Here is a 24769-nt window from a genome sequence, read left to right as displayed (position 1 = left end):
CGCTTTGAGCTTATCTTTTAATGAGGACGTGTTTTCATCCTCTATCGTATCAGTCTCGATAGGGTTTTCGGTCGTGCTATCCTTGTCCTCTTCCTCGCTTGAGGAAGAGGTTTTCTCATCCTCTTTTTCCTCTTTTTTAGCAGGAAAAACTGCTTTCATTAGTTCAGTACAGTTTGGAAAGCGTTGCTCTGTATCGGTTGAAAGCGCTTTTTGTAACTCCTCCCATTGACCGTTATCTAAGTCGTCAGGTTGTATTAATTGTTTACGAACACGGTCTGCTTCTGAATCTTTAATGTTGAAGGCCGCAGTGCCCGTCAGTAATTCATAAACGATAGCCGCAAATGAGTATACGTCGGTTTTACGGCTGAGTTTTCCGGGATGGAATGCTTCCGGAGATTGGTACTGTCGGTAGGTGAGCGGTTGTTTTACCAGACTGGCGATTGATTCTAAGCTGTCTCGCATAGCCTGCAGCGTGAGTTTTACACCACCTTTGCGGTTAATGAAAATTGTATCGGGTGATAAGCATCCATGAGGACTGTGTAGCTTTTGGTAGCCCATATCGACTGCATAGGCAATTTGCCGCAGTAAGCCGAGTTGTTGTGCTTGTTGAAGTTTGGTTTTTCTTTTGATCATAGAGGCGAGGGTTAAGCCATCTAATTTTTCATATGCAAGGAGAAGTATTCCGCCTTTGTGGGGGAAAAACCCATAACATTCAGCAATATGTTTGTTTTGTAACTGCTTGCTTTGGGCAGCATGTTTTTTAATTCCTTCGGCAAAGTCGTTTTGCTTTAACAGTGAGGGATTAATAATGAGTAATGTGACTAAGGGGTTTCCGGCGACACTAATGTCTTCGGCTTGCCATAACTCCCCTAAAGAGTGAGTCGCATTGTGTTTTATCAGCTTAAAACGGTGGTGCTCAGGGCCAAGTAAGTCGGCCTCTTGAAGTGACTGATAGATTGAGTCTGCTGAATCGCTCATTAGATTATTAAACCGTTTGTTTTTTATCTACATATCATAGTCAAGAGCGGTGCTATAAGTCAGTAGTTAATTTGCAGATTTTACGGAGTTGTAGAAATGGGGGGGAGAAGCCCAAAACAGAGTTTAGGCTTCTTATCGCTTATCTGGTATTTAGATTGATGTATCTAGAACAGGAAAGCTTTTTACAAGTTCATCTACTGCTTTCATCTGCGTTAGATAAGCTTCCAGTGTATTTAGTGGTAGAGCACAAGGGCCATCGCATTTAGCTAGGTCAGGGTTCGGATGCGCTTCTAGAAATAGTCCTGCTATGCCTTGAGATAACCCCGCTCTTGATAGTTGAGCAACGAGTGCGCGGCGACCACCGGCTGAATCAGCACGGCCGCCTGGCATCTGTAATGCATGTGTTGCGTCAAACATGACTGGGTAGCCAAACTCTTTCATGATCGAGAAACCAAGCATGTCGACGACTAGATTGTTATAACCAAAGCTTGAGCCGCGCTCGCACAATATTAAGCGGTCATTACCCGCTTCTTCACATTTATGCAGAATATGCCCCATCTCTTGCGGAGCAAGAAATTGTGCTTTCTTAATATTAATAACGGCATCTGTTTTTGCCATCGCTTCAACAAGATCTGTTTGACGCGATAAAAAGGCTGGTAGTTGAATGATATCGCAGACTTCGGCTACTGGAGCTGCTTGGTGAGGCTCATGTAGATCGGTGATCAGAGGTACATTAAAGGTATTTTTTATTTCTTGCAGGATCTTTAATCCTTCATCAAGCCCTGGGCCGCGAAAGGAGGTAAGGGATGAACGGTTTGCTTTATCGAAGGATGCTTTAAAGACATAAGGGATATCAAGTTTCGTGGTGACTTCCACATAATGCTCCGCAATTCTCATTGCGAGGTCACGAGACTCCAGTACGTTCATGCCGCCAAATAAAACCATTGGCTTATCATTAGCGATTTCAATATTTGCGGCGGTAACGGTTTTCTGCTGCATTGCTATCGATCGTCCATCATTACTTAGAAAGAGACATTATAACTCTCTCGAAGATGACAACAACTGATTCTGGAAATAGGGATTTTTTTTTAAAAAAGTGGAGAAGGTGGCTGAATGTTAGCATAATTTTTGTCTGTAAATATGTTGTTCAGGGGGAAGAAGGAAAAAGGTGGGCATATTTATTGATCCATTCTAGAGCCGCATCCTGATCTGAAATATCTCGACCTTCAACCGTTAAAACGTGGTTGCGATAGCGTTGAATATAGCAAAGTTGCTCCAGCATCCGGATTCTCATTAAGGCACAGTTATCGCCAAATGTGATCCCCAATTCATAGCCATCGGAGGCATTGCTACAGCTTTGTATCGTGCCATTTACTTCGAGCTGCGCTGCGATACTTGGAATTTTAAGTGTGATCCCATCGCCCGAATGGAAGGCCTTGTCGGAATGACAAACGAGTTCAAGAGAGGGGGGAATGGCACTTAAAGAATTAGATTCTTTTATATCGAGTTCGATAGGAAACTCGTCTGGATGGCGGATAAATACTTTGGAGCTACCCATGACGATCACCTTAGCAATACTGCCTTTTTAGATAGTCGTAACTGAGTTATACGATTATCTATATTAATGAACCTGATCGTGCTTTATTTGGGTCAAGAAGACCAAGTCATTCAGTCACTTATCAGGACTTCTTCATAACTTATATTTATAGTATCGGCCAAAATTGTGCACTTTTAGTGTTTTTTATAATATTTATAATAAATAGCGTTAATCATACATGGTCACTGTGGGTCATCTGAGATATGAATACTGAAAATTTAGCAGTACTTCGTGCTAATTGTAGAGAGCTACAGCAAGGAAAAAAATCGTTGTTGTTATCAACACAAGGCGACGAATATCCAGAAATTAGTTACGCCCCTTATGTGAGTGATGATGGGGGCTTTTATATTTTTATAAGCCTGTTAGCTGCGCATACCGGTAATTTGATCAATCGCCCTTATGCATCGATCATGTTTATTGCGGATGAAGGCGAGAGTCAGAATATATTTGCGCGTGAGAGGGTGATTTATAAGTGTGAAACCACTGAAATTGAAAAAGGCAGTGATGCCTGCATCGCATTGCTTGATAAAATGGAAAAGCATTTTGGCAATATAGTGGGAATGCTTAGAGGGCTGTCTGATTTTAAATTGTTTCGTCTAACACCTAGAGAAGGACACTATGTTGTTGGATTTGGTAAAGCCTATACGATTGACCTTTCTTCAGGCGAGCTAATACATATAACTAAAGAACAGGTTAAAAAGGGGCGCTAACGTTCAACATGATAAGTGCAGTATAAGGACCGTAGCTGGGATTTTTGGGCTACGCTTTGTCTGTTGTGATTGGTTGAGGGCTAAAGATCTAAATGGGCGCTTTTCCTTCCATTATTTCAACAACAACGGTCTTTACTAAGAAAGCAGCTAAACCGAGACCAAGCGCGAAGAAAAGAATAAAGGTGCCAAATTTACCTGCATTCGATTTTTTAGCTAAATCGTAGATGATAAAGAAAATAAAGACCGCGAAGACAGCTAAACCAACATTAAGGGCAATTGCTTCCATTTCAGCTAAGCGCATAGTGAGGTTACCTTATTCCAAATATAGAGTTGTTAAACACAATAAATTTGCTGGCGAATTCTACAGTAAAGCGTTGCCGAAGGGTATATTTTGCAGTTTTTCTATGTATGGCAATATAAGAGATGGTTATTAAGAGCTTGGTTTTGGAGGGAGTCGATCTTTGCTACTTTAAAATTGAAAGGGAAAAAATCGAAATAGTGAATTTGGGGCTTGATTTTGGCACATATTTTGAGCCTTAGAAATTCACAATTTTTTTTAAAAAAACTCATCATTAATTAAATGAGCCAGACTGCTCTGTAGCCCCCGTATTTTCTGACCTTCTCCATATTTTTTCTATCCGCCTACACCCAAAAAAAGCCAAAATCAAGTATTGCAAAACACTTTGATATCACTATATTTAGTGTCTTAAATTATCTGGGCTACTACATATAGTGTGTGACCCTGATCTGAGTAGAGAAGCTGTGAGCCGCGTTAATAGCAGGCTCTATTGAAGGTAAGACCGGTCTTAATAGGCGCCTTTGATATTTTAAACAGCTCATAATTATAAAAGTTTTCAATTGGAAGGTCGCATGCAGCAAGATCTGATGGTAACGAAAAGGGATGGACGACAAGAACTTGTTGATCTGGAAAAGATTCATAAGGTTGTTATTTGGGCTGCTGAAGGATTAAACGCAGTATCACCCTCAGAAGTTGAATTGAAAGCACACCTTCAGTTCTTTGAAGGTATGAGAACGTTTGATATCCATGAAACGTTAATTAAATCTGCAGCGGATCTAATCTCTGAAACCTCCCCAGATTATCAGTACCTGGCTGCGCGTTTAGCGATCTTCCATCTGCGTAAACGAGCATTTGGCCAATTTGAACCGCCTCATCTTTTTGCGCATGTAACGGAACAAGTAGAGGGTGGGCGCTACGATAAGCATTTGCTAGAAGATTACACTGAAGCTGACTGGGAAGTGCTAAATGGTTATTTAGACCATAAACGCGATATGAACTTCTCCTACTCTGCGGTTAAGCAGTTAGAGGGTAAGTATTTAGTTCAAAACCGTGTTACTGGTGAAGTGTACGAAAGTCCTCAGATTCTTTATATGCTGGTGGCTGCTTGTTTGTTTGCGGATTACCCAGCAGAGACACGTTTAGATTATGTGAAGCGTTTTTATGATGCGACTTCATTATTCAAGCTTTCTTTGCCTACACCGATTATGGCAGGGGTACGTACACCGACACGTCAGTTTAGTTCTTGCGTTTTAATTGAGTGTGGCGACAGTTTAGATGCGATTAACGCAACGTCGGCATCAATTGTTAAGTATGTTTCCCAGCGTGCCGGCATTGGTATTAATGCGGGCGGCATTCGTGCCTTAGGCAGCCCTATCCGTAATGGTGAGGCTTATCATACAGGTTGTATCCCGTTCTATAAACATTTCCAAACGGCTGTTAAATCTTGTTCTCAGGGCGGTGTCCGTGGTGGTGCTGCGACTCTATTTTATCCAATCTGGCACTTGGAAGTAGAATCTCTTCTCGTATTGAAGAATAACCGAGGAGTGGAAGAGAACCGTGTACGTCATCTTGATTATGGCGTACAGATTAACAAGCTGATGTATACCCGTTTGATTAAAGGCGGAGAAATTACACTCTTCAGCCCGCATGAAGTGCCAGGCCTTTACGATGCGTTTTTTGCGGATCAAGATGAATTTGAGCGTTTGTATGTTCAATATGAAAATGATCCATCTATCCGTAAAGAAAAAATCAAAGCGGTAGAACTGTTTGGTATTTTAGCTGCTGAACGTGCTCAGACAGGCCGTATCTATATTCAAAACGTAGATCACTGTAATACGCATAGCCCGTTTGAACCTTCGGTCGCACCAGTGAAACAGTCCAATTTATGCTTAGAAATAGCATTGCCGACTAAGCCGCTGCAGCATGTGAATGATCCTGAAGGTGAAATCGCACTTTGTACATTGTCCGCGTTCAACTTGGGCGCGCTGGATAGCTTGGATGAGTTAGAAAACCTATCTGATCTGATTGTGCGTGCGCTTGATAATCTGTTGGATTATCAGGATTACCCAATTCCTGCTGCACATACTTCGACTATGAACCGCAGACCTCTAGGTGTAGGCGTAACTAACTTTGCTTATTATCTGGCTAAGAACGGTGTTAAATACTCGGATGGTTCAGCAAACGGTTTGGTTCATAAAACATTTGAAGCAGTGCAGTACTTCTTGCTGAAAGCTTCAAATGAACTAGCCAAAGAGCGTGGTGCATGTCCTAAGTTCGACGAAACTGTGTACTCAAGAGGCATTTTGCCAATTGATACCTATAAGCGTGAAGTCGATGAGTTCTGTGAGGAACCGCTGCACTATTTCTGGGAAACATTGCGTGAAGATATTCGTGAGTTTGGTTTACGTAACAGTACGCTAACAGCGCTGATGCCATGTGAAACATCTTCTCAGATTACTAACTCTACCAACGGTATAGAGCCTCCTCGTGGTTATGTATCTGTTAAAGCAAGTAAAGACGGCATTATGAAGCAGGTTGTGCCGGGTTACACTGAGCTTCGTGAGCAGTATGAGCTACTTTGGGATATTCCAAACAATATTGGATATCTCCAGCTTGTGGGTATTATGCAGAAGTTCGTTGACCAATCGATTTCCGCAAATACGAATTACGACCCTTCTCTTTTCCCTAATGACAAAGTGCCGATGAAGCAGCTGTTACAGGATCTTTTAACAGCTTATAAATACGGTGTTAAAACTTTGTATTACCACAATACACGTGATGGCGCGTCAGATCAGACCGATGATGGTGGTTGTGAAGGTGGTGCGTGCAAGCTGTAAAGCTGCACGGACTTCCGTAATTCAATATAGAAACAGATAGCGGTAGCTGTAGGTTTAATAATTCTAATATTCAGGAAAGAATATCTCGATGGCGTACACCACGTTCAGTCATAGTACTCATGATGCAACTAAAGAGCCGATGTTTTTTGGTCGTAGCGTTAACGTTGCTCGATACGATAAACAAAAATATCCTATTTTTGAAAAGTTAATCGAAAAGCAGCTTTCATTCTTCTGGCGTCCAGAAGAAGTTGATCTGTCTACGGATCGAAAAGACTTCATGAATATGCCTGAGCATGAAAAACACATCTTTTTGAGTAATTTGAAGTATCAGACACTGCTTGATTCTGTACAGGGGCGTTCACCTAATATCGCTTTCTTGCCTGTAGTGTCGTTGCCGGAATTGGAAACGTGGTTTGAAACTTGGGCGTTTAGTGAAACGATTCATAGCCGCTCTTACACGCACATCATTCGTAATATCATCACCGAGCCCTCAGAGGTTTTTGATGAGATAGTGACAAATCCAGAGATTATTCGTCGAGCAGACTCTGTAACTCGTTTATATGATGAGTTTATCAACTTGTGTAATGTTCATAGCATTCACGGAGAAGGTCTGCATACGATAAATGGTAAAGTTTTTGATACGTCACTGCGTAATTTGAAAAAGAAACTTTATCTGACTATGGTCTCGATCAATGTGTTGGAGGCGATTCGTTTTTACGTCAGTTTTGCGTGCTCGTTCGCTTTTGCTGAGCGTGCGATCATGGAAGGTAACGCTAAAATCATTAAGCTGATTGCTCGAGATGAGGCTTTACATCTGACCGGTACACAGCACATGGTTAATATCATGGCGTCGGGTGCTGACGATCCTGTATTTAAAGAGATTGCTGAAGAGTGTGAGCCTGAAGTCTATGAGATCTTCAAGGAAGCTGCTCAGCAAGAGAAGGACTGGGCTCAGTACTTGTTCCGTGAAGGCTCTATGATTGGTTTGAACGCTAAAATTTTATCTGACTACGTTGAATACATCACAAACGTACGGATGAAGGCACTGAATCTGGAAGAGATCTTTCCGCCTTGCCAGAACCCTCTACCGTGGATGAACGCTTGGTTAGTGAGTGACAATGTACAAGTGGCACCGCAGGAAGCGGAAATAAGTTCTTACCTCGTCGGTCAGATTGACAACGAAGTAGGTGATGACGATTTTGACGGCTTTGACCTGTAAGGAAAGTATCATGGCTGGCCCATCACGGATCAAAGTTAACAATCATCATACGTTTTATTATCAGTATGAAACGACTTTGTTAGATGCTCTGGAAGTACAAGAGATTCCTGCACCGTATAACTGCCGCGGAGGTTATTGTGGCTGTTGCAAGGTTCGTTTAATTGAAGGCGAAGTGGAATATGTGCAGGAAAGTTTATTAGATCTTCAAGATGATGAAGTGCTGACCTGTTGCTGCATTCCTAAAACTCACATTGAGTTGGAAATGCCCGAAGAGTAGTTGAATTAAAATATTTAACTTTCTTCAAATAACATGAACGGTGTTGCTCCAGGGCTTCACCGTTTTTTATTTTCTTGTGCACAGTCTTTTTATCCCTTCTGTCAATAGCATAAACATAGCATTTCTAAAAAAGATAAAATTCTATTGAAATGTTTAACTTATTGAAAATAAAGAATAATTTTTCTTGGTGTTAAAAAACACACGATTTGCTAGATACAAGGTATTTTGCGGCTTTGCGCAATCTACCCAAAAACTATTCACTGACTTATCCACAGTTTGTGGGGGTAAGTTACTTCATAGTATCTATTAAGTCATTCCACTCTATTTTTTGTTTAAAGGGGTGGGTTTATCTATTTGTGAGAACTGGCTTTTAACCTGGTAAGACGTATATTTTTCAGCATTGATCAAACATCGACTTTATTGGAGTACTTACTTGAATTATCGCTATTTACCAATAGCCGCTTAATATAGTTATATCGTTGATTGTTTTTTATACAGTAGGTGCTCTATAATATAAGCTAATTGCTCGTATCGAGCATACTGCATACACCGGAAGTTTGTCATACTAAATCAAAGTCCGCTTTGTTTAGATGGCAATAGTGTGTGTTTGATTAATTAAAGCACAGGATTGCTAGTAATGAAGTCTCTCCGCCATAGATTGTTGTTTTGGCCAGTTTTATTCTCTTCGGTGTTTTTTCTCACAGCGACAGCACATGCTGCATCCATTATAGAAGGTTTAACAACAATCACCGGTACTGCCGAACGCATGATTTCATATCGGCATCAGGAGCGTTTTGTTTTTACAGATGATGGTAGTCAGCATCTACTTGTGAATTTAGGTAATCGTGACAGTGAAAATCAGGCCGCGTTAGCTTTAATGGTTAAGGAGTCTGGAGATCTAGGGTGGAAGGAAACGATTGATTTAGAGTGTAGTGATCATGAGTCTACAGCTGATCTGCTAATTCATGATAACTATCTTCATATTGTTCATAGTTGTGGTAAAGAGCTCTGGTATAGCCGTTTAACCTATGATCCTCATTTATTTACCTGGTGGAACCTGAAAAAAAGAAGAATCTTTAAGAGCTTTACTCAAACCCCAAGTGCCCCCACCTTAGCGGTTGATAATGATCAAACTTTCCATGTTGCATTTACGTTGACTGGTAGAACTAACAAGGTTCAGTTGACGGGGCTATCAAGTGAAAAGCCGCTACGAAGCTGGGATGACGCTGGTGTTTGGGGGAGTAAGAACAGACGACCCGCAAAAGCGGGACGGTTGCTAAATCTAGATACTGGTATCGCTTTAATCTATACAGATGTAAGTAGTGGGGATGACTCTCAAAGCACATTGAATTTTACACGTGCAACTTCAGGAGGTAATTGGACCGTACCTGTTGTTCTTGAAGCTACGCCAGCGGGTTTTCATGATCCTTATGGTAGTCATTACAGCGCGAGTGTTGATGAGCAGGGAAATATTCATCTTATTTGGCCTGTGGATAAGCATTTAAAGTATTATCGGTATGATGCAACTACTGAGCAGTGGAACTCATCATTTGTTTTAGAAAATCCGCATAATGCTGTTTATAGTCAAGTTTCTTTACATACCGATGGAAGGGTCTTTTTAATATTCAATATTGGGGAACAGTTGCAGGTAATAGAAAGTGATGATTACGGCTTAACTTATACAAGTACAGTTATTCTTATACATCCTCTATTAGGTGAAGGTTATGATTGGGCACAGCCCCGTGTAGAGACCCCTGCAATTTTTAGTGATCGCCTACCTGTATTGCAGCAACTGTCAACAGTGCCAACTGCTGAACTAGGTTCCGTTGAAAGACTGTATTTGTTCTCAGTTGCCCCTTAGTAAAATTTATATTGGTTTAGAGTCAAATAACCTAAACTGAGAATGTGTTATGACTAATGTTCCTCACTAACTTAGTTCTCTTCTATCTACATAAGTTATGGCTGTATTAAATAGCAGCCTTAACTTATGAGCCTTTCCATTTATTCTTGAATGCATTATCACTATCTTTGATTTTCTTGTTTAAATTTCATGTAAGCTTACCTGCAGATTCCTAAAATATTCTTATAATTAAACTGATGTGAAATAGCTTCCGTAGTTAAAACCTGTTTTTTGGTGCGGCAAGTGACGGCATTTATGATTAAGTAAGTACAAAAATGCAACCTACTTCGGTAGGGGAGGTTTTCGGTGAATTCTAGAAATATAATTGTTCGCAATGTTATGTTATTGCTAAGTTTAATCAGCTTTAATCTGCACGCAATAGAAGAAGTTAAGATGAGTGAATATGGCGATGGAACAGTGAAATTGTATAAGGACATCTCTTACGGACCGGATCGTGCCCATAAATTAGACGTTTATACCCGGGATGAGTTTAGTAATGCTCCTGTTATCTTTATGGTTCATGGCGGTGCCTGGAAACTTGGAGATAAAGAGTCAAGTAGTGTTATTAAGAATAAAATAGAACGTTGGCTTCCGGCAGGTTTTGTATTTATCTCAATTAATTATCGTTTGCTGCCAAGAGCGACAGATCCGCTTCAACAGGCGGATGATGTTCGTAATGCTTTAATTACAGCACAACAAGGGGCTGTTAATTGGGGAGGCGATTCCGAAAGGTTTATCTTAATGGGACATTCAGCTGGTGCTCATCTGACAGGTCTAGTCGCTGCTTCTTTAAATAAGCACATAAGTGGAGGAGGCAAACCATGGTTAGGTACAGTTTTGCTCGATAGCGCGGCACTAGATGTTCCGGCCATAATGAAGAAGCGGCACTACGATTTCTATGATGATGCTTTTGGCAATAATCCTGGATTTTGGGTTTCTGCATCCCCATATCACCAGCTAAAATCAGATGTCCCGCCTGTACTGATAACCTGTTCTTCAAATCGGAGAGGAGCATGTGAGCAAGCAAATGCATATGCCGATAAAGCAAGCTCTTTGGGGGTTAGGTCATTAGTCATTAGTAAGGACCTTTCGCATAAGGAGATGAATGAAGATTTAGGTGATAGCAATGACTATACTAATAGTGTGGAGTCATTTTTTAGTAGTTTAGGCGAGTAGACTAATTTACATTAGCTGAACTATTTCGTTGTGATTTAAATGTGTCCACTAACATACTGATACTGTTTTGTATTGGAAATACTATGGGACCTAAGAAATATCCTATTCTGGATTGAGGTTGTTTTTTTACGGACCTATGTAAATGGGGCTGTATTAGAAATCTGAATTTGTTTATAGACAGTCGGAGAATCAAGACGTCGAGCGGTAAGGAGTAATTTAACCTTTACTCTATTTTATAAATAGTCATTAGGCTTTAAGCTTAATTCTCTCGCCTGTCGATAGTTAGGGGGGGGCTCTGATTTACTGGGCTTCTTTATAATAGTTAATGAGAAGCATACTGTTTTACCTGTTCATATTCGTGTCACAGCTGATAGATCTTGCCCATGCAAAACGAGGGCTATAGCTTTGAACTGAATGGCACTTGGTCAGTTCTGACCTAGTTTATGGAGTGTTTCTTGGGGTTTAGTAAAAAGAACTATTTCAGAGAGAAGTGATATAGGGGTAAATCTAATCTGGGCGGATAGATGGTCTGATTGTGAAGATACTTCTTAGCTCGGAAATAGATAAAACTTTAAGTTTAATCGTTATTATTTCATGTTAGGTTAACTTCAGATTTTTAGAGCAAGCCTTATTACCTGAATGCTTAAATAATTCCAGTGGTTTCAGTGTAATGGTGTTATAAGGTGGCGTTTTTGATTAATAAAGTAATCGCAGAATGAATTTTATTTGTTGGGGTGAAGTCTGGTGAAATTGAGAAATTTGGTTATCCAAAATATTATATTTTTACTCGCGTTTTTTAGCTTGAGTTCGTATGCGGCAGAGCAAGCTAAAACGAGTAAATTTGGCGATGGCACCTTAAAAGTTTATAAAAATATCCCTTATGGCAAGAATCGTTCACATAAGTTTGATGTGTATACTCGTGATGGGCTGAGTAATGCTCCTGTAATTTTTATGGTGCACGGTGGTGCTTGGAAGACGGGAAATAAAGGGTCTAAAAGCGTTATTAAAAATAAAATTGAGCGGTGGTTACCGGCAGGCTTTGTATTTATATCGATCAATTACCGTTTAATACCTAAGGTTTCTAGCCCTATTGCGCAGGCTGAAGATGTGCGTAATGCATTGATAGCCGCTCAAAAACAAGCGGTTGCTTGGGGGGGGGATCCTGAAAAATTTATTTTAATGGGGCATTCGGCAGGAGCGCACTTAGTCGGCTTGGTATCCGCATCGGCAAATAAGCATATGAAAAAGGGCGGCAAACGTTGGTTGGGGACCGTGTTATTAGATAGTGCAGCTTTAGATGTTCCAGCAATCATGAAGAAGAAGCATTATAGCTTTTATGATAAAGCCTTTGGTAAAAATAAAAGGTTTTGGGCGAAAGCATCACCACGTCACCAGTTAATGTCGGGGGTGCCTCCGATCCTAATTACTTGTGCGTCAGGGCGAAAAGGTGCTTGTCAGCAAGCTAACTCTTACGCCTCTAAAGCGAACTCTCTAGGTATTGATGTGTATGTAGTTAGCAAAGATTTATCTCATAAGAAGATGAATGAGGATTTAGGAGCTAGTAATGGCTATACAGCGGACGTAGAATCTTTTCTTTCTGGTTTAGATCTTAATGCGAAAGAAGCTATAGAAAAGCAGATGCTTATTACTGGTGAGGAATCTAAGCTAAGTGCTTTAAAGCGTTGGACTGCTAAGTGATAAGTATCAAAATAACGGTTTAATAAAACTACCTTTCTATAAAAACGGTGTCTGATTTTTTGTCATTTCAGTTAGGGCCTAGTTACTAATAAGTAGCTTATGCCCTTATGTATGTGAGCAAATTTTGTATTGCCCTAGGAGAGTAAGGGACTCTAAACTTGCAATGAGTTCTTAGTTTTGGGTGGCATCATCCATCTATACATTGAAACAGGGTAGCTTTGTTTGAGGGTTTTTTTTACTAATTCACTTTAGATTCACTATGTATTGTTATAGTGATCATTTTTAAGGGAATATTAATAAGTATTTTGATGCTTCTCAGTTACAGCTGAGTCAATTGAGACCTTTATTATTAATTACGGATAAAAATTAATATAGCAAAGGTATAAGGAGGTTTTGGGTGAATTTTAAAAAGTTATATATTCATAAAGTAATTCTATTGCTTAGTTTTTTTAGCTTACATGCATGCGCTATAGATCGTGTTAAAACCAAAAATTACGGTGGAGCTACAGTGGAAGTTCATAAGGATATTCCCTATGGTCCTGATAGCGCTCATAAATTTGATGTATATACACGCGATGGCTTAAACAATGCGCCTGTGATTTTTATGGTGCATGGTGGCGCTTGGAAAATGGGCGATAAGGAATCCAAAAGCGTCATTCAGAATAAAATAGAGCGCTGGTTGCCAGCAGGCTTTGTATTTATTTCGATCAACTATCGTTTGCTGCCAAGAGCGTCAGATCCTGTTCAACAGGCAGAGGATGTGCGTAATGCTTTAATAACCGCACAGCAGCAAGCGAGTAATTGGGGGGCTAACCCCGAGAAGTTTATTTTAATGGGCCACTCTGCGGGAGCGCACCTGGTTGGCTTGGTATCTTCATCTGTTGGTCAGCATGTGCGCTTGGGGGGCAAGCGTTGGTTAGGTTCAGCGTTGCTTGATAGTGCTGTTTTAGATGTTCCAAGTGTTATGAATCAGCGCCATTATGGTTTTTATGATGATGCCTTTGGTAAAGATTCTAGCTTTTGGATTGAGGCATCTCCATACCATCAGTTAAAAGCTGATGCACCACCATTGTTGATTACTTGCTCATCTAGTCGTAAAGGGGCGTGCTCTCAAGCTAACGCTTTTTCAGCAAAGGCGAATTCTTTGGGAGTTCGGGCATCAGTAGTAAGTAAAGACTTGTCGCATAAAGAGATGAATGAGGATTTAGGCGATAATAATGATTATACGGTCAAAGTTGAGTCATTCTTGAGTAGTTTAGATACTAATACTAAGTCTGCTATATCAAATCAATCGGCTATCACCGAAGAAGAACCGAAAAAAGGATTAATTCGACGTTGGATTGATAAGCGCAGAGCTTCGGAATAGAGCTCTAGACGCACTGAAAGTCATAAAACCAGATGTGGATACGTCTGGTTTTTTTTGCTCGAATATTTGATATACGTTTTATACCTATTTAGTTCTGATTTAGGGTATTTGCGAGAAGCTTCTATGTCTTTTTAGTGAAAAGACATAGAAGCTTTATGCACGGCAGAAGGATATTGGAGAGAAAAGTATTTTTCAAACGATTAGGCGCGTAGTCGGTAGAGTTAATTTTTAGCCCTGCGAGGCAACAGAATTATCCAACACCACCGTTAACAACTTACGACGGGCAATAATGATCTCTCTAGCTGTTGTCTTGACCTGAACTGTAAATCTAAGTTTTGGTGCTTATTCACTGATTAGGTAGGTCAATTATAATTTTAATATTGTATATAGGTTGGTCTGCGATCTTTACTCTTTATAGTGAGAGAGTGCTTTAGTCGCTGATTACCTAAGCATGATAAGGTAAAATAGAGCTATTATTTTCATTTATAGTTTGGTTCCTGAATGAGCAGCAACTCCTCTTTCTCTGAATTAGCTCTTTGTACTGAGCTACAAAAAACACTCCAGAAACTGGGTTACAACAAACCTACTCCTATCCAGCTTAAAGCGATTCCGCTTGTTTTGCAGGGAGATGATTTGTTAGCGGAAGCGCAAACGGGCACGGGTAAAACTGCGAGCTTTGCCTTACCTATTATCGAAAAGTTGAGTAAAGCTGAGCCGTCTCCTGATTATAGACAGATCAGAGCATTGGTATTAGCGCCTACGCGGGAGCTTGCTATCCAAGTGGCTGATAATACCTTGGAGTATGGCCGTTCGCTTAATATGCGTGTTATGTCTGTCTACGGGGGCGTGAGGCTTGATAATCAGGTGCGTAAGCTAAAGCGTGGGGCTGATATAGTTGTTGCTACGCCTGGGCGTTTACTTGATCTGCTTCAGCAAAAAGTTATTAACCTTAAGCATCTGGAGTTTCTGGTGCTTGATGAAGCTGATCGAATGCTGGATCTGGGGTTTATTGAGCCAATTAAAAAGATTATGGAGTTTTCTGCAGAGCCTCGGCAAACACTTTTGTTTTCAGCTACTGCGGATGAAAGTATTGAGATTTTAGCTGAGTTTTATCTGAATAATCCTAAGAAAGTTAAAGTGAACCCTCGAAATTCAACGGCTAGCCAAGTTAAACAGTATGCTTATGCGGTTGATAATAGTGATAAAGCAGATGTCCTAAGTTACCTGATTAAAGAGGGTAAGTGGGGACAGGCTCTTATATTTGTACGCACCAAAAAACGCGTTGATGAGGTCACTGATTACCTCAAGAAAGAGGGAATTGATGCCGCATCTATCCATGGTGATAAAACTCAACGTGAAAGAATACGTATGTTGGGAGAGTTTACTTCGGGTGAGCTACAAATATTAGTCGCAACAGATGTGGCAGCACGAGGCTTAGATATTGAGTCTCTACCTCATGTTGTAAATTACGATCTACCTAATGTACCAGAAGCTTATGTACATCGTATTGGCCGCACAGGTAGGGCGGGTGAACGTGGTGAAGCAATATCCTTGGTTGCCCCTGCTGAACGAGAGTTTCTGAAGCGAATAGAAGGTTTAATTAAGCAAAAAATTAAATTACGTCCAGTACCGTCTTTGGAAAATGGAAAGTTAGTTGAATCTAATGCGTCGGTAAAACCTCCTAAAAAGAAGCGATCAAAACAAAAGAAAAATTTGGACCGTTATCCTCCACAGGAAAAGTATGAAAGTACATTGTCTGTAAAGGCGGTAAGGCCATCGTTACTGAAAAAATGATCGACAGGTCTATAGATTTAGTGGCGTTTCCAGTCGGGTAGATCTTTCATCATATTTAAGTCATTAATCAGTGAAAGTGCTTGCCAGTTTTCTAAAGGTAATTCGAGCTCTCCTAAACGTGATCCATATTTCTGTTTTAGGGCTTGGACTTGCTCTGAATTGACATCGAATAGGCCAAGTCCTTTCATACCCCATCCTGCAAATAGTCGGCTATCAATTAAGTCGAATGAGATAAGCTGTATATTGGTATGCCGAAGATCATGGGTAATGGTCATGAACAGCTTGTTTACTTCTTCATATTTTCCTTCAATAACTTGAAGGAAGTGATGTTCAGTAGCGAGTAGCGTGCCCGTGATGCCTGCATGCTCATTATTCTGTTCGCTATGATTGAGAATATCTCTAACCTGTTCCCAATCTAGGATATCTACGCTTTCACTCTTATAAATGAGGCGGTACATAGGAAACCTCTTTAGGCTTAATGTGTACCGCTTCTACGTCTATCTAATTTAACTAGATCAAAGTTTGTTTATAGGAATGGTTTAAAACGGTCATCAAGCGGGGTATCGGCTAGATGATTGACGTAATTACTCATAACCTTTTGGGCGAGGCCAAGTACGATTTCCAGTAGTTGCTTTGGAGCGTAACCAGCATCATAAAAATCAGAAACATCATCCGGATTTACAACCCCTCTGTTACGTACAATCGAAAGAGTCATGTCATGTAACGCTTGCAGTTTGGCTGTTGGCATAGCATCTCGATTTCGTAATGCAAGCGTTAGTGATTCGTCAACATCCATCATTTTGGCAATTGCCGCGTGTGCTGGTACGCAATAATGGCAATCGTGTTCGACATTGATAGTTTGCCAAACAACGGTCAGCTCCTCTTTATCAAATGAAGTCTCTTGAAATTTTTTGTGAAGTATCTGGTAGGTTTCAAGAAGCTCAGGGGACTCTGACATAACGCCATGAAGCCCTGGGATAAGTCCAAAGCCTTTAATAGAGTTTTCTAAAAAAGGGCGGCTCTCGGTCGGTGCCGTTTCCATTGTATGTACTTTGAGATTATTCATTAATAAATACCTACTATATTTGATCGAATGGTCAATAATAAGAAGAGTATTTGTATTTGATCGATTGATCAAGTTAAAATTGATCGTATGTTCAAAAAAAGGTTGCAAAGATGGCGAATACGGCAAAGTATGATCGGGAGCAAGTGGTAGATAAGGCGATGTTGCTTTTTTGGGAGAAGGGCTTTCATGGCACTTCAACCCGAGACCTGCAGCGGACGATTAATCTTCGGCCGGGTAGTTTCTATGCGGCCTTTGGAAGCAAGGAGCAGCTATTTAAAGAAGCGCTTAATCGTTATTCACAGCAAGGCCGTGATCTGCTTCAGTTAAATGTGGCTAAATCGAAGTCAATATTAGGTGCAATAGAGGGATTTATAAAAGCGCTTGTTTTGGATCAGCGAGATCAAGTTCCTAGTGACATGTGTATGTTAGTTAAAACGATAGCCGAGTTAACTGATGAGCAGCCTGAATTGGTGAATGAGAGTAAAGTGTTACTGCAATCCATGGAAGGCTCTATGGTAGATCTACTGGCCCAAGCTAAGTTACGGGAAGAGTTAAAACCTAATGTAGATTGCGAAGTTTTAGCAAAGAAAGTTATCGTACAGATGATGGGCTTGAGAACGTATTTGCGTAGTAGTAATAATGAAAAATTAGTTGAAATGTTAATTCTTGAGATCTTCGATAGTAGCCGATCATAGAGATTGTTGGTAATGTGTACAGATCGCTTAAAACTACGTAGTTTGGTCTTTTCAGCGAACCCTCCCCAAACCATCCACTAAGTTATGCACAGTTTTTATGGATAACTTGGCTTATCATATATGCAGCGTATAATGCCTTGCTTTGATATTAATGCATCGAAAGGTATGAGGTAGATAGATGGCGGATAAACTTGAGTGGGATAATGAAGCAAAAGAGCGTGTAGATGCCGCTCCATTTTTTGTGCGTAAATTAATTCGCCATAAGGTCGAAAAAGCGGCGCGTCAGCAGGGGCTAGATAAAATTACTGTTGAATTGTTGGATAAGGTTAAGAAAAAGCAGATGGATTCACAAAAGTAGTTGAGGGCTGAGGGAGCCTTATGACTCCCTATGTATGCTTGTTCTCAGTGTTCGGCTTTAACTGGCGATAGGTTTTGTGCAATGACCTCATCACCAAACCAACTTAAGTTTTCATGTAAAGATACCACTTCACCTACAATTATCAGCGCCGGGGCAGGTAGCTGGGCCTGTTCCTGTAGTGATGATAATGTTTCCAGTGTTCCCGTTAGTACTTTCTGATCGGCCGATGTTCCTCTTGATACAATAGCTGCAGGTGTGTCCCCTGGCTTCCCATGCTCTATTAGTTTTTGGCTGAGAGTGGGTAAGGTGTGAAGCCCCATATAGAACACAACTGTTTGATTTGGATGGACCAATTCGTCAAAGTTCAAATCAGTTGTGCGATTCTTCAGCTGGCCAGTAACAAATTTCACCGACTGAGCATAATTACGATGGGTTAATGGGATGCCAGAGTATGTCGAGCAAGCACTTGCTGCCGTTATGCCCGGAACAACTTGGAAGGGGATATTGTTGGCTTTGAGAGTTTCTAATTCTTCTCCACCGCGTCCAAAAATAAAAGGATCTCCTCCTTTTAGACGAACAACGCGTTTCCCTAATTGAGCATGCTTTACGAGCAGCTCATTGATGCCTTCTTGAGGCACCGTGTGGTTGTCACGCTTCTTACCTACAAAGACTAAATCGGCATCTCGTCGACAGAGGTCTAAAACAGCTTCAGAGACTAGCGCATCATATAAGACGATATCAGCCTGCTGCATTAAACGAAGGGCTTTAAAGGTTAGTAATTCAGGATCGCCTGGCCCACCTCCAACTAAGTAGACTTCACCTGTTTGGTGGTCTGGATCTTCATGGGCTATTTTCTCTTCAATAAGCTGTGTTGCTTCAGCCTCTCTACCGGTAAATACTTTTTCTGCTATTTGCCCTTGCAGGACGTTTTCCCAAAAAATACGGCGTTGATCTACAGTACTAAATTTGGCTTTAACTCGATCTCTAAAGTGGTTGGCAATACTGGCGAGCTTGCCGTATGACTTCGGTATCCATGTTTCTAGTCTGGCACGTAGAAGGCGAGCGAGTACGGGAGCACTCCCGCCTGAGGAGATTCCAATGACGACAGGAGATCGATCTACGATTGCAGGGAAAACAAAGGTACAGAGCTTGGGGTTATCGACAACATTAACGGGAATGTTTCTTTCTACTGAGTCGTAATGTACGCGCTCATTAAGATCATCATCATCTGTCGCAGCAATGGTTAGAATTTTCCCTTCCAATAGGCCTGCATGGTATTCGCCTGTGATTGAAAGTCCGTTGTTTTCATCTAGCAGTTGTTGAAGCTCTTCGCAGACATGATGAGAAATAACAGTAACGTCAGCGCCTGAACGACAAAGAAGACGTGCTTTTCTCAAAGCGACATTTCCACCTCCAACTAAAAGAACATTCTGTTTAGTCAGTTTGAAAAAAAGAGGTAAATAATCCACGAGTTTGCTCCGGCCGTTGAACTCTACTATATAACTATAGTTTACCAGCAGAATGATGATTTTTGACTAGTGGCTCAGCGTATAAACGAGGAAACTATGGATATTTTTTTGAGTGATTTTTTTAATGGTCTGTTTCGGTGCATTTGATGCTTGATCAAGAGGGCTGTGCTTTAAAATAGGGCAATATTTATATTGGCTGATAGGGTGTATATGGGGGGTGTTAGTGAATAGAATCTGCGGCCTGTCATATAAAATTGCGAGCGACTACAAAGCCTTGCTGGGCTTAGCGGGGAAGATCGCTTTTTTATATGGCAGGTGCAGAGAGGTCTCCTGTTGAGGCAAACTCTGTTTGCCTCGGGGTCTTGCTTAGCTCTTGAAATTCAATGGCGTTGCTGGATGTAAACCGCATTCGCGATTTTCTGGGTTCTCCCACCACCAACGGCCAGAACGAACATCTTCACCCATCGAGATAGAACGAGTGCAGGGTGCACAGCCTATGCTTGGGTAGTGTTTATCGTGAAGCTCGTTGTAAGGTACATCGTTTGCTTTGATGTATGCCCAAACTTCCTTCTCAGACCAGTCGGCCAGAGGGTTAAGTTTGTGCATATTATTACCTTCATCCCACTCTTCAAATTGAATCTCATCACGGGTAACGGATTGTTCACGGCGAAGACCCGTTATCCAGGCTTTGCTGGTGGATAATGCGCGTTTAAGCGGCTTTATTTTTCGGACAAAGCAGCAGCCTTTACGTAAATCCTGAGATTCATAAAATGCATTGACACCATTTTCAGCTACAAATCCTTCTACATCTGCTGCTTCAGGGTAATACACTTTAACGGTTATGTTTGAGTAGCGTGCTTGAACGTCAGCCAGAAGTTTGAGAGTCTCTTCTGGTAAGCGCCCTGTATCAAGTACAAAGTTGTTAATCTCAGGGCTGTATCTGCTGATTAGATCTGCGATAACAACATCTTCAGCGCCTAGGCTGTTTGCAAAAACGATCGAACCATCATAATCGTTTAGGCCTTTTTTAAGTAAAGCAGCAGTCGCTTCAACTTTGCTTTGTAACTCAGAATTCATTTGCTCACTCACGATAGGGACCCTCACTGTCACTATTTTTCAGCTAACTACTTTTTATTGATGGTAAACCGCACGCACACTGTCTGTGGCGCTTTGGTAATAGTTACTCATCTCTTCAAAGGCATTTAGCATCTCTGGCTTAAACAGATCATCTGAGATCTGAATAGCAGTGAAACCGCAGCGTTCCATGTAAGCAAGACGATCTTGGCCTATATCACCTGTCGCTCTGATCTCGCCTTTATACTCGGCGCGTACAAGTAATCGAGCAATGCTGAATCCTCGTCCGTCACGAAATGCAGGGAAATCGATAGCAATGAGTGGAAACTGCTCTAGGTTCTCTAAAACCTGAGTCAGATCATCATTACCATTGACCTGTATAGCAACTTGATTATTGCGCGCTGCTAAGCTCTCTTTATGCTCAGTAAAAAGAGCCAAAGGTACGATGATGTCACCTGCCGGGACAGCGCCTTCCTCTGAAAAAGCGTCGTCATTGATAAGTGTCCAGTTGTCTTCGACAACTTTGCGATTAATTAGCAGGGGCATATACGTACTCCTTAAATGGTGCCATTCCAATGCGGTGGAATGTGTCGATAAAGCGCTCGTTCTCGAAACGCTGTTCAACAAAAACTTCGATAACTTTCTGTAGGGTGTCAGCAACTTCATCGGAAGCAACTGATTTACCCATCACTTTACCTAGAGCTGCATTAGAACCATCATCACCACCTAAGGTGATTTGGTACCAATCTTCGCCTTTTTTATCCACACCCAAAATACCGATATGGCCTACATGGTGATGTGAACAAGCATTAATGCAGCCTGACATATTCAGTTTTAGGTCGCCTAAATCATGAACATAATCCATGTCTTCAAACTTGCGGTTAATCTGATCAGCAATACCTAATGTCTTAGCATTAGCTAGGGCACAGAAATCTCCACCCGGACAAACCGTCATATCAGTTAGTGTGCCGATATTAGGGCGAGCTAGATCTGATTCAGCAAGTACTTGCCATACTTGGTAAAGGTCACTGTTTTTCACATCTGCAAGAACAAGGTTTTGGTTGTGCGTTGCACGTACTTCACCAAAGCTATATTTATCAGCAAGGTCGGCAATCAAATCGAGCTGTGCGTCTGTTACATCGCCTGCTGGTTTAAGATATGGCTTAAGAGAGATGTAAGTAATCCGGTAACCAGCTTCTTTATGTTCGACTGTATTGCGCTCATACCAAGTACGGAAAGATTCATCTTTCGCAAGCTTTTGCTCAAGAGAGGTGTCCGTAGCAGCTGCTTCATCGTACTCAAAAGGAGTGAAAAAGTTTTTAACGCGCTCGATCTCTGCTAACGGAAGTTTTAGATCAGAGTTGCGAATCTGTTCCCATTCGGCATCAACTAATTCACGGAAGGCATCAACGCCCATCGCTTTTACAAGTATTTTGATACGTGCTTTGTACTTATTGTCGCGGCGTCCATTCAAATTGTAGACGCGAATAATCGCTTCTAGGTATGAAAGAAGGTCTTCTTTTGCAAGGAATGAACGAATCTGTTGTCCAATAACCGGTGTACGACCTAAGCCTCCACCAACAAGAACTTCAAAGCCGACTTCGCCAGCATCGTTCTTTACTATATGCAGGCCAATGTCATGCACTTGTGTTGCTGCGCGATCAGTCGGGCCGCCAGCAATCGCAATTTTAAATTTGCGTGGTAGATAAGCAAACTCAGGGTGAAGTGAAGACCACTGGCGAATGATTTCACAGTAAGGGCGTGGATCTTCAATTTCATCGGCGATAACGCCAGCAAATTGGTCAGTAGTTGTATTACGAATACAGTTACCAGATGTCTGTATTGCATGCATCTGTACACTTGCAAGTTCGGCCAAAATATCTGGCACTTCTTCCAGCTTAGGCCAGTTGAATTGCAGGTTAGTGCGTGTTGTAAAATGTGCATACCCTTTATCGTAAGTGCGGGCAATATGTGCCAGTTTACGTAGTTGGGTTGAGTTATACATGCCGTATGGGCCTGCAACACGCAACATAGGTGCGTGGCGTTGCACATAAAGTCCGTTCATCAAACGTAGTGCTAGAAAGTCATCTTCTGGCAGTTCCCCCGCTAAAAAGCGGCGTGTCTGATCTCTATATTGCTCAACGCGTTCATCAACCAGTTTTTGGTCGACTTCGTTATACTGATACATAACTTAAAATTCCCTTGTCTGGACGAATTGACCTTCCAGACACCTCACTTTTAGGGTTTAACCTGCGATTACAAATCGTAGGCCGATGGCTAACAAAATTGATCCCATTATAGGTTGCATTACTTTTGGAGATAAGCGGGTGCCTATTTGGCTGCCGACGAATACTCCAGGTAATGAACCTATTAATAGGTATGCCAGTAGGCTTAGATCTACACTGCCCATCTGGTAATGCCCTGCACCCGCTATTGCTGTTAGCGCTACAGCGTGCACAAGGTCTGTTCCCACAATGGTTGGCATGCTCATTCGTGGGTATAAAACAATTAATAGTGCGGTACCAAGTGCACCTGCTCCTACGGATGAAAGTGTTACTAAGCATCCTAAAACAAGGCCCATTAAGGTAGTCGCTAGTGGGCGCCATTTTTTAGCATGGCGCGCAGCGGGCGTATGTTGCCACTTTATCGCTTGATTGCGAATCTTATTTCGTAAAAAAACTGCGATAGAGGTTAAAACAAGTGAAATACCTAACGTTAAATTAATTAGGTGCTCCATTTTTTCTAACCCGCCAAGGCTATCCAAATAGAATAGGGTCAATAGACTACCAGGTACGCTACCTGCCAATAGAAGTATGACGACTTTCCATTCGATCAGTTTTTTTCGTGTGTAAGTAATAGCGCCGCCAAATTTTGTAACAGCGGCATAGATTAAGTCAGTACTTACAGCGGTAATGGGCGGAATACCAAAGACAACAATTAGAATCGGCGTCATAAGTGCTCCGCCGCCAATCCCTGTCAAGCCAACAATAAAGCCGACGACTAATCCTGCAAAACTATATGCAAGTTCCATAGGTAAACCTGTCCAAAGATAAACAGAGCGCATAATAAAGCCATTCTCATATAACTTAAAATAATAATTGGAAATCTTATTATAACCAAGAAGAATATGTCTTTTGTCTTATGCGTAATCGCTTTAGGTTAACTATTGCATATAACCTTTGGTTATAAAAAAGTTAATATATATTCTTTTGTGTTTTATTTGTTGAGCTGCCATAATGCGCCGCAATATTGGACAGCTATACCTCGTAATCCATTGGTTGTGAGTCCATCCATTATCAATAGAAAGAGAGTTTTTTGATGAGTGCTTTACCTGAACATCGTTTAACGCATCTCAAGCAATTAGAAGCTGAGAGTATTCATATTATCCGCGAAGTTGCAGCAGAGTTTGATAACCCTGTGATGCTTTACTCTGTAGGTAAGGATTCAGCGGTTATGCTGCATCTTGCGCGTAAAGCTTTTGCGCCGGGTAAGCCTCCTTTCCCATTGATGCATGTCGACACTACATGGAAATTCAAAGAGATGATTGAATTCCGTGACAAAATGGCTAAAGAAGCAGGGATGGATCTTTTAGTGCACATCAATCAGGAAGGTGTGGATATGGGCGTAGGTCCATTTACCCATGGTTCTTCAAAGCACACCGATATCATGAAAACTCAAGGCTTAAAGCAGGCATTAGATAAGTATCAATTTGATGCTGCTTTTGGTGGCGCGCGCCGTGACGAAGAAAAATCTCGTGCTAAAGAACGTGTGTTCTCTTTCCGTGATGAAAACCATCGTTGGGATCCTAAGAGCCAGCGTCCAGAGCTATGGAATGTATTTAATACCCGTGTAGATAAAGGTGAGAGTATTCGTGTATTCCCACTATCGAACTGGACCGAGCTTGATATCTGGCAGTATATTTATCTTGAAGAGATTCCAATTGTTCCTCTTTATTTCTCTGCAAAACGCCCTGTAGTTGAGCGTGATGGCATGATGATCATGGTTGATGATGAGCGCCTACCTCTAAATGAAGGTGAAGTGCCTGAGATGAAGAGTGTACGTTTCCGCACATTGGGCTGTTACCCATTAACCGGTGCGGTTGAGTCTGAAGCAGCGACTCTTCCAGAAATTATTCAGGAGATGTTGTTAACCACTACATCTGAACGCCAAGGTCGAGCAATCGATCATGATAGTTCTGGTTCTATGGAAAAGAAAAAGATGGAAGGTTACTTCTAGGCTTTTCCAATGTAATTGGCG

23 protein-coding genes are annotated in these 24769 nt (G+C 41.4%); 12 read left to right on the top strand and 11 right to left on the bottom strand.

Annotated features, from left to right (window positions below; all coding sequences use genetic code 11):
* From B4K11_RS10315 to B4K11_RS10305, 3 genes are all read right to left on the bottom strand, one after another.
* The coding region (locus B4K11_RS10315; RefSeq protein WP_292959364.1) for a protein kinase domain-containing protein at positions 1–978 on the bottom strand (978 nt) is incomplete at its 3' end.
* A gap of 150 nt (positions 979–1128) precedes the next feature.
* Complete coding sequence (gene kdsA, locus B4K11_RS10310; protein ID WP_292949859.1) at positions 1129–1977, bottom strand: 3-deoxy-8-phosphooctulonate synthase; 849 nt, start codon at positions 1975–1977, stop codon at positions 1129–1131.
* Between the two features lie 148 nt (positions 1978–2125).
* Positions 2126–2536 carry a hypothetical protein gene (locus tag B4K11_RS10305; protein ID WP_292949861.1) on the bottom strand — a complete coding sequence of 137 codons (411 nt, stop codon included), beginning with the start codon at positions 2534–2536 and terminating at the stop codon, positions 2126–2128.
* Between the two features lie 242 nt (positions 2537–2778).
* Here B4K11_RS10305 and B4K11_RS10300 point away from each other — a divergent pair, with 242 nt between their 5' ends.
* Positions 2779–3285 (top strand): HugZ family protein, encoded by a 507-nt coding sequence (locus B4K11_RS10300; protein WP_292949863.1) that lies wholly within the window; start codon positions 2779–2781, stop codon positions 3283–3285.
* An 88-nt stretch (positions 3286–3373) separates the two neighbouring features.
* On the opposite strand, the gene B4K11_RS10295 is transcribed toward B4K11_RS10300, so the two are convergent.
* Complete coding sequence (locus B4K11_RS10295; protein ID WP_292949865.1) at positions 3374–3586, bottom strand: DUF2788 domain-containing protein; 213 nt, start codon at positions 3584–3586, stop codon at positions 3374–3376.
* A 569-nt stretch (positions 3587–4155) separates the two neighbouring features.
* Here B4K11_RS10295 and nrdA point away from each other — a divergent pair.
* From nrdA to B4K11_RS10255, 8 genes are all read left to right on the top strand, one after another.
* Positions 4156–6420, top strand: coding sequence for a class 1a ribonucleoside-diphosphate reductase subunit alpha (nrdA, locus tag B4K11_RS10290; protein WP_292949867.1), 2265 nt, complete (start codon positions 4156–4158; stop codon positions 6418–6420).
* An 88-nt stretch (positions 6421–6508) separates the two neighbouring features.
* Complete coding sequence (gene nrdB, locus B4K11_RS10285) at positions 6509–7639, top strand: class Ia ribonucleoside-diphosphate reductase subunit beta (protein ID WP_292949869.1); 1131 nt, start codon at positions 6509–6511, stop codon at positions 7637–7639.
* 10 nt (positions 7640–7649) lie between these two features.
* On the top strand, positions 7650–7916 hold the full coding sequence (yfaE, locus tag B4K11_RS10280; RefSeq protein WP_292949871.1) for a class I ribonucleotide reductase maintenance protein YfaE: 267 nt from the start codon (positions 7650–7652) through the stop codon (positions 7914–7916).
* A 637-nt stretch (positions 7917–8553) separates the two neighbouring features.
* Positions 8554–9777 carry a hypothetical protein gene (locus tag B4K11_RS10275; protein ID WP_292949873.1) on the top strand — a complete coding sequence of 408 codons (1224 nt, stop codon included), beginning with the start codon at positions 8554–8556 and terminating at the stop codon, positions 9775–9777.
* Positions 9778–10122: 345 nt separating this feature from the next.
* Positions 10123–10992 carry an alpha/beta hydrolase gene (locus tag B4K11_RS10270; protein WP_292949875.1) on the top strand — a complete coding sequence of 290 codons (870 nt, stop codon included), beginning with the start codon at positions 10123–10125 and terminating at the stop codon, positions 10990–10992.
* A gap of 744 nt (positions 10993–11736) precedes the next feature.
* Positions 11737–12690: an alpha/beta hydrolase gene (locus B4K11_RS10265; protein WP_292949877.1), complete on the top strand. Its 954-nt coding sequence runs from the start codon at positions 11737–11739 to the stop codon at positions 12688–12690.
* Positions 12691–13087: 397 nt separating this feature from the next.
* Positions 13088–14056, top strand: coding sequence for an alpha/beta hydrolase (locus B4K11_RS10260; RefSeq protein ID WP_292949879.1), 969 nt, complete (start codon positions 13088–13090; stop codon positions 14054–14056).
* A gap of 501 nt (positions 14057–14557) precedes the next feature.
* Complete coding sequence (locus B4K11_RS10255) at positions 14558–15850, top strand: DEAD/DEAH box helicase (RefSeq protein WP_292949881.1); 1293 nt, start codon at positions 14558–14560, stop codon at positions 15848–15850.
* Between the two features lie 17 nt (positions 15851–15867).
* Here B4K11_RS10255 and B4K11_RS10250 read toward each other — a convergent pair whose 3' ends face one another.
* Positions 15868–16308 (bottom strand): BLUF domain-containing protein, encoded by a 441-nt coding sequence (locus B4K11_RS10250; RefSeq protein WP_292949883.1) that lies wholly within the window; start codon positions 16306–16308, stop codon positions 15868–15870.
* A 68-nt stretch (positions 16309–16376) separates the two neighbouring features.
* Positions 16377–16916, bottom strand: coding sequence for a carboxymuconolactone decarboxylase family protein (locus B4K11_RS10245; protein WP_292949885.1), 540 nt, complete (start codon positions 16914–16916; stop codon positions 16377–16379).
* Between the two features lie 110 nt (positions 16917–17026).
* Here B4K11_RS10245 and B4K11_RS10240 point away from each other — a divergent pair, with 110 nt between their 5' ends.
* Complete coding sequence (locus B4K11_RS10240) at positions 17027–17611, top strand: TetR/AcrR family transcriptional regulator (protein WP_292949887.1); 585 nt, start codon at positions 17027–17029, stop codon at positions 17609–17611.
* A 178-nt stretch (positions 17612–17789) separates the two neighbouring features.
* Positions 17790–17969: a PCP reductase family protein gene (locus B4K11_RS10235; protein ID WP_292956304.1), complete on the top strand. Its 180-nt coding sequence runs from the start codon at positions 17790–17792 to the stop codon at positions 17967–17969.
* A gap of 44 nt (positions 17970–18013) precedes the next feature.
* Here the strand turns inward: B4K11_RS10235 and cysG are convergent, their stop codons facing one another.
* The 5 genes from cysG to B4K11_RS10210 all read right to left on the bottom strand — a co-directional run bounded on the left by cysG (position 18014) and on the right by B4K11_RS10210 (position 23576).
* Entirely contained in the window at positions 18014–19438 is a 1425-nt protein-coding gene (cysG, locus tag B4K11_RS10230; RefSeq protein ID WP_292956301.1) for a siroheme synthase CysG, read from the bottom strand.
* A 366-nt stretch (positions 19439–19804) separates the two neighbouring features.
* On the bottom strand, positions 19805–20527 hold the full coding sequence (locus B4K11_RS10225; RefSeq protein ID WP_292956298.1) for a phosphoadenylyl-sulfate reductase: 723 nt from the start codon (positions 20525–20527) through the stop codon (positions 19805–19807).
* A 42-nt stretch (positions 20528–20569) separates the two neighbouring features.
* Complete coding sequence (locus B4K11_RS10220; protein ID WP_292956295.1) at positions 20570–21058, bottom strand: DUF934 domain-containing protein; 489 nt, start codon at positions 21056–21058, stop codon at positions 20570–20572.
* Positions 21042–22700 carry a nitrite/sulfite reductase gene (locus tag B4K11_RS10215; RefSeq protein WP_292956292.1) on the bottom strand — a complete coding sequence of 553 codons (1659 nt, stop codon included), beginning with the start codon at positions 22698–22700 and terminating at the stop codon, positions 21042–21044. The genes B4K11_RS10220 and B4K11_RS10215 overlap by 17 nt, the downstream gene beginning before the upstream one ends.
* A 57-nt stretch (positions 22701–22757) precedes the next feature.
* Positions 22758–23576, bottom strand: coding sequence for a sulfite exporter TauE/SafE family protein (locus tag B4K11_RS10210; RefSeq protein ID WP_292956289.1), 819 nt, complete (start codon positions 23574–23576; stop codon positions 22758–22760).
* A 254-nt stretch (positions 23577–23830) separates the two neighbouring features.
* Here B4K11_RS10210 and cysD point away from each other — a divergent pair, with 254 nt between their 5' ends.
* Positions 23831–24748, top strand: a complete 918-nt coding sequence (cysD, locus tag B4K11_RS10205) for a sulfate adenylyltransferase subunit CysD (protein WP_292956286.1) — start codon at positions 23831–23833, stop codon at positions 24746–24748.
* The last annotated feature ends 21 nt before the right edge of the window (positions 24749–24769 follow it).

Origin of the sequence: Neptuniibacter sp. UBA6509, assembly GCA_002435145.1 — a bacterium.
GTDB lineage: Bacteria > Pseudomonadota > Gammaproteobacteria > Pseudomonadales > Balneatricaceae > Neptuniibacter.
This window is presented reverse-complemented; position numbering and strand designations above follow the sequence as displayed.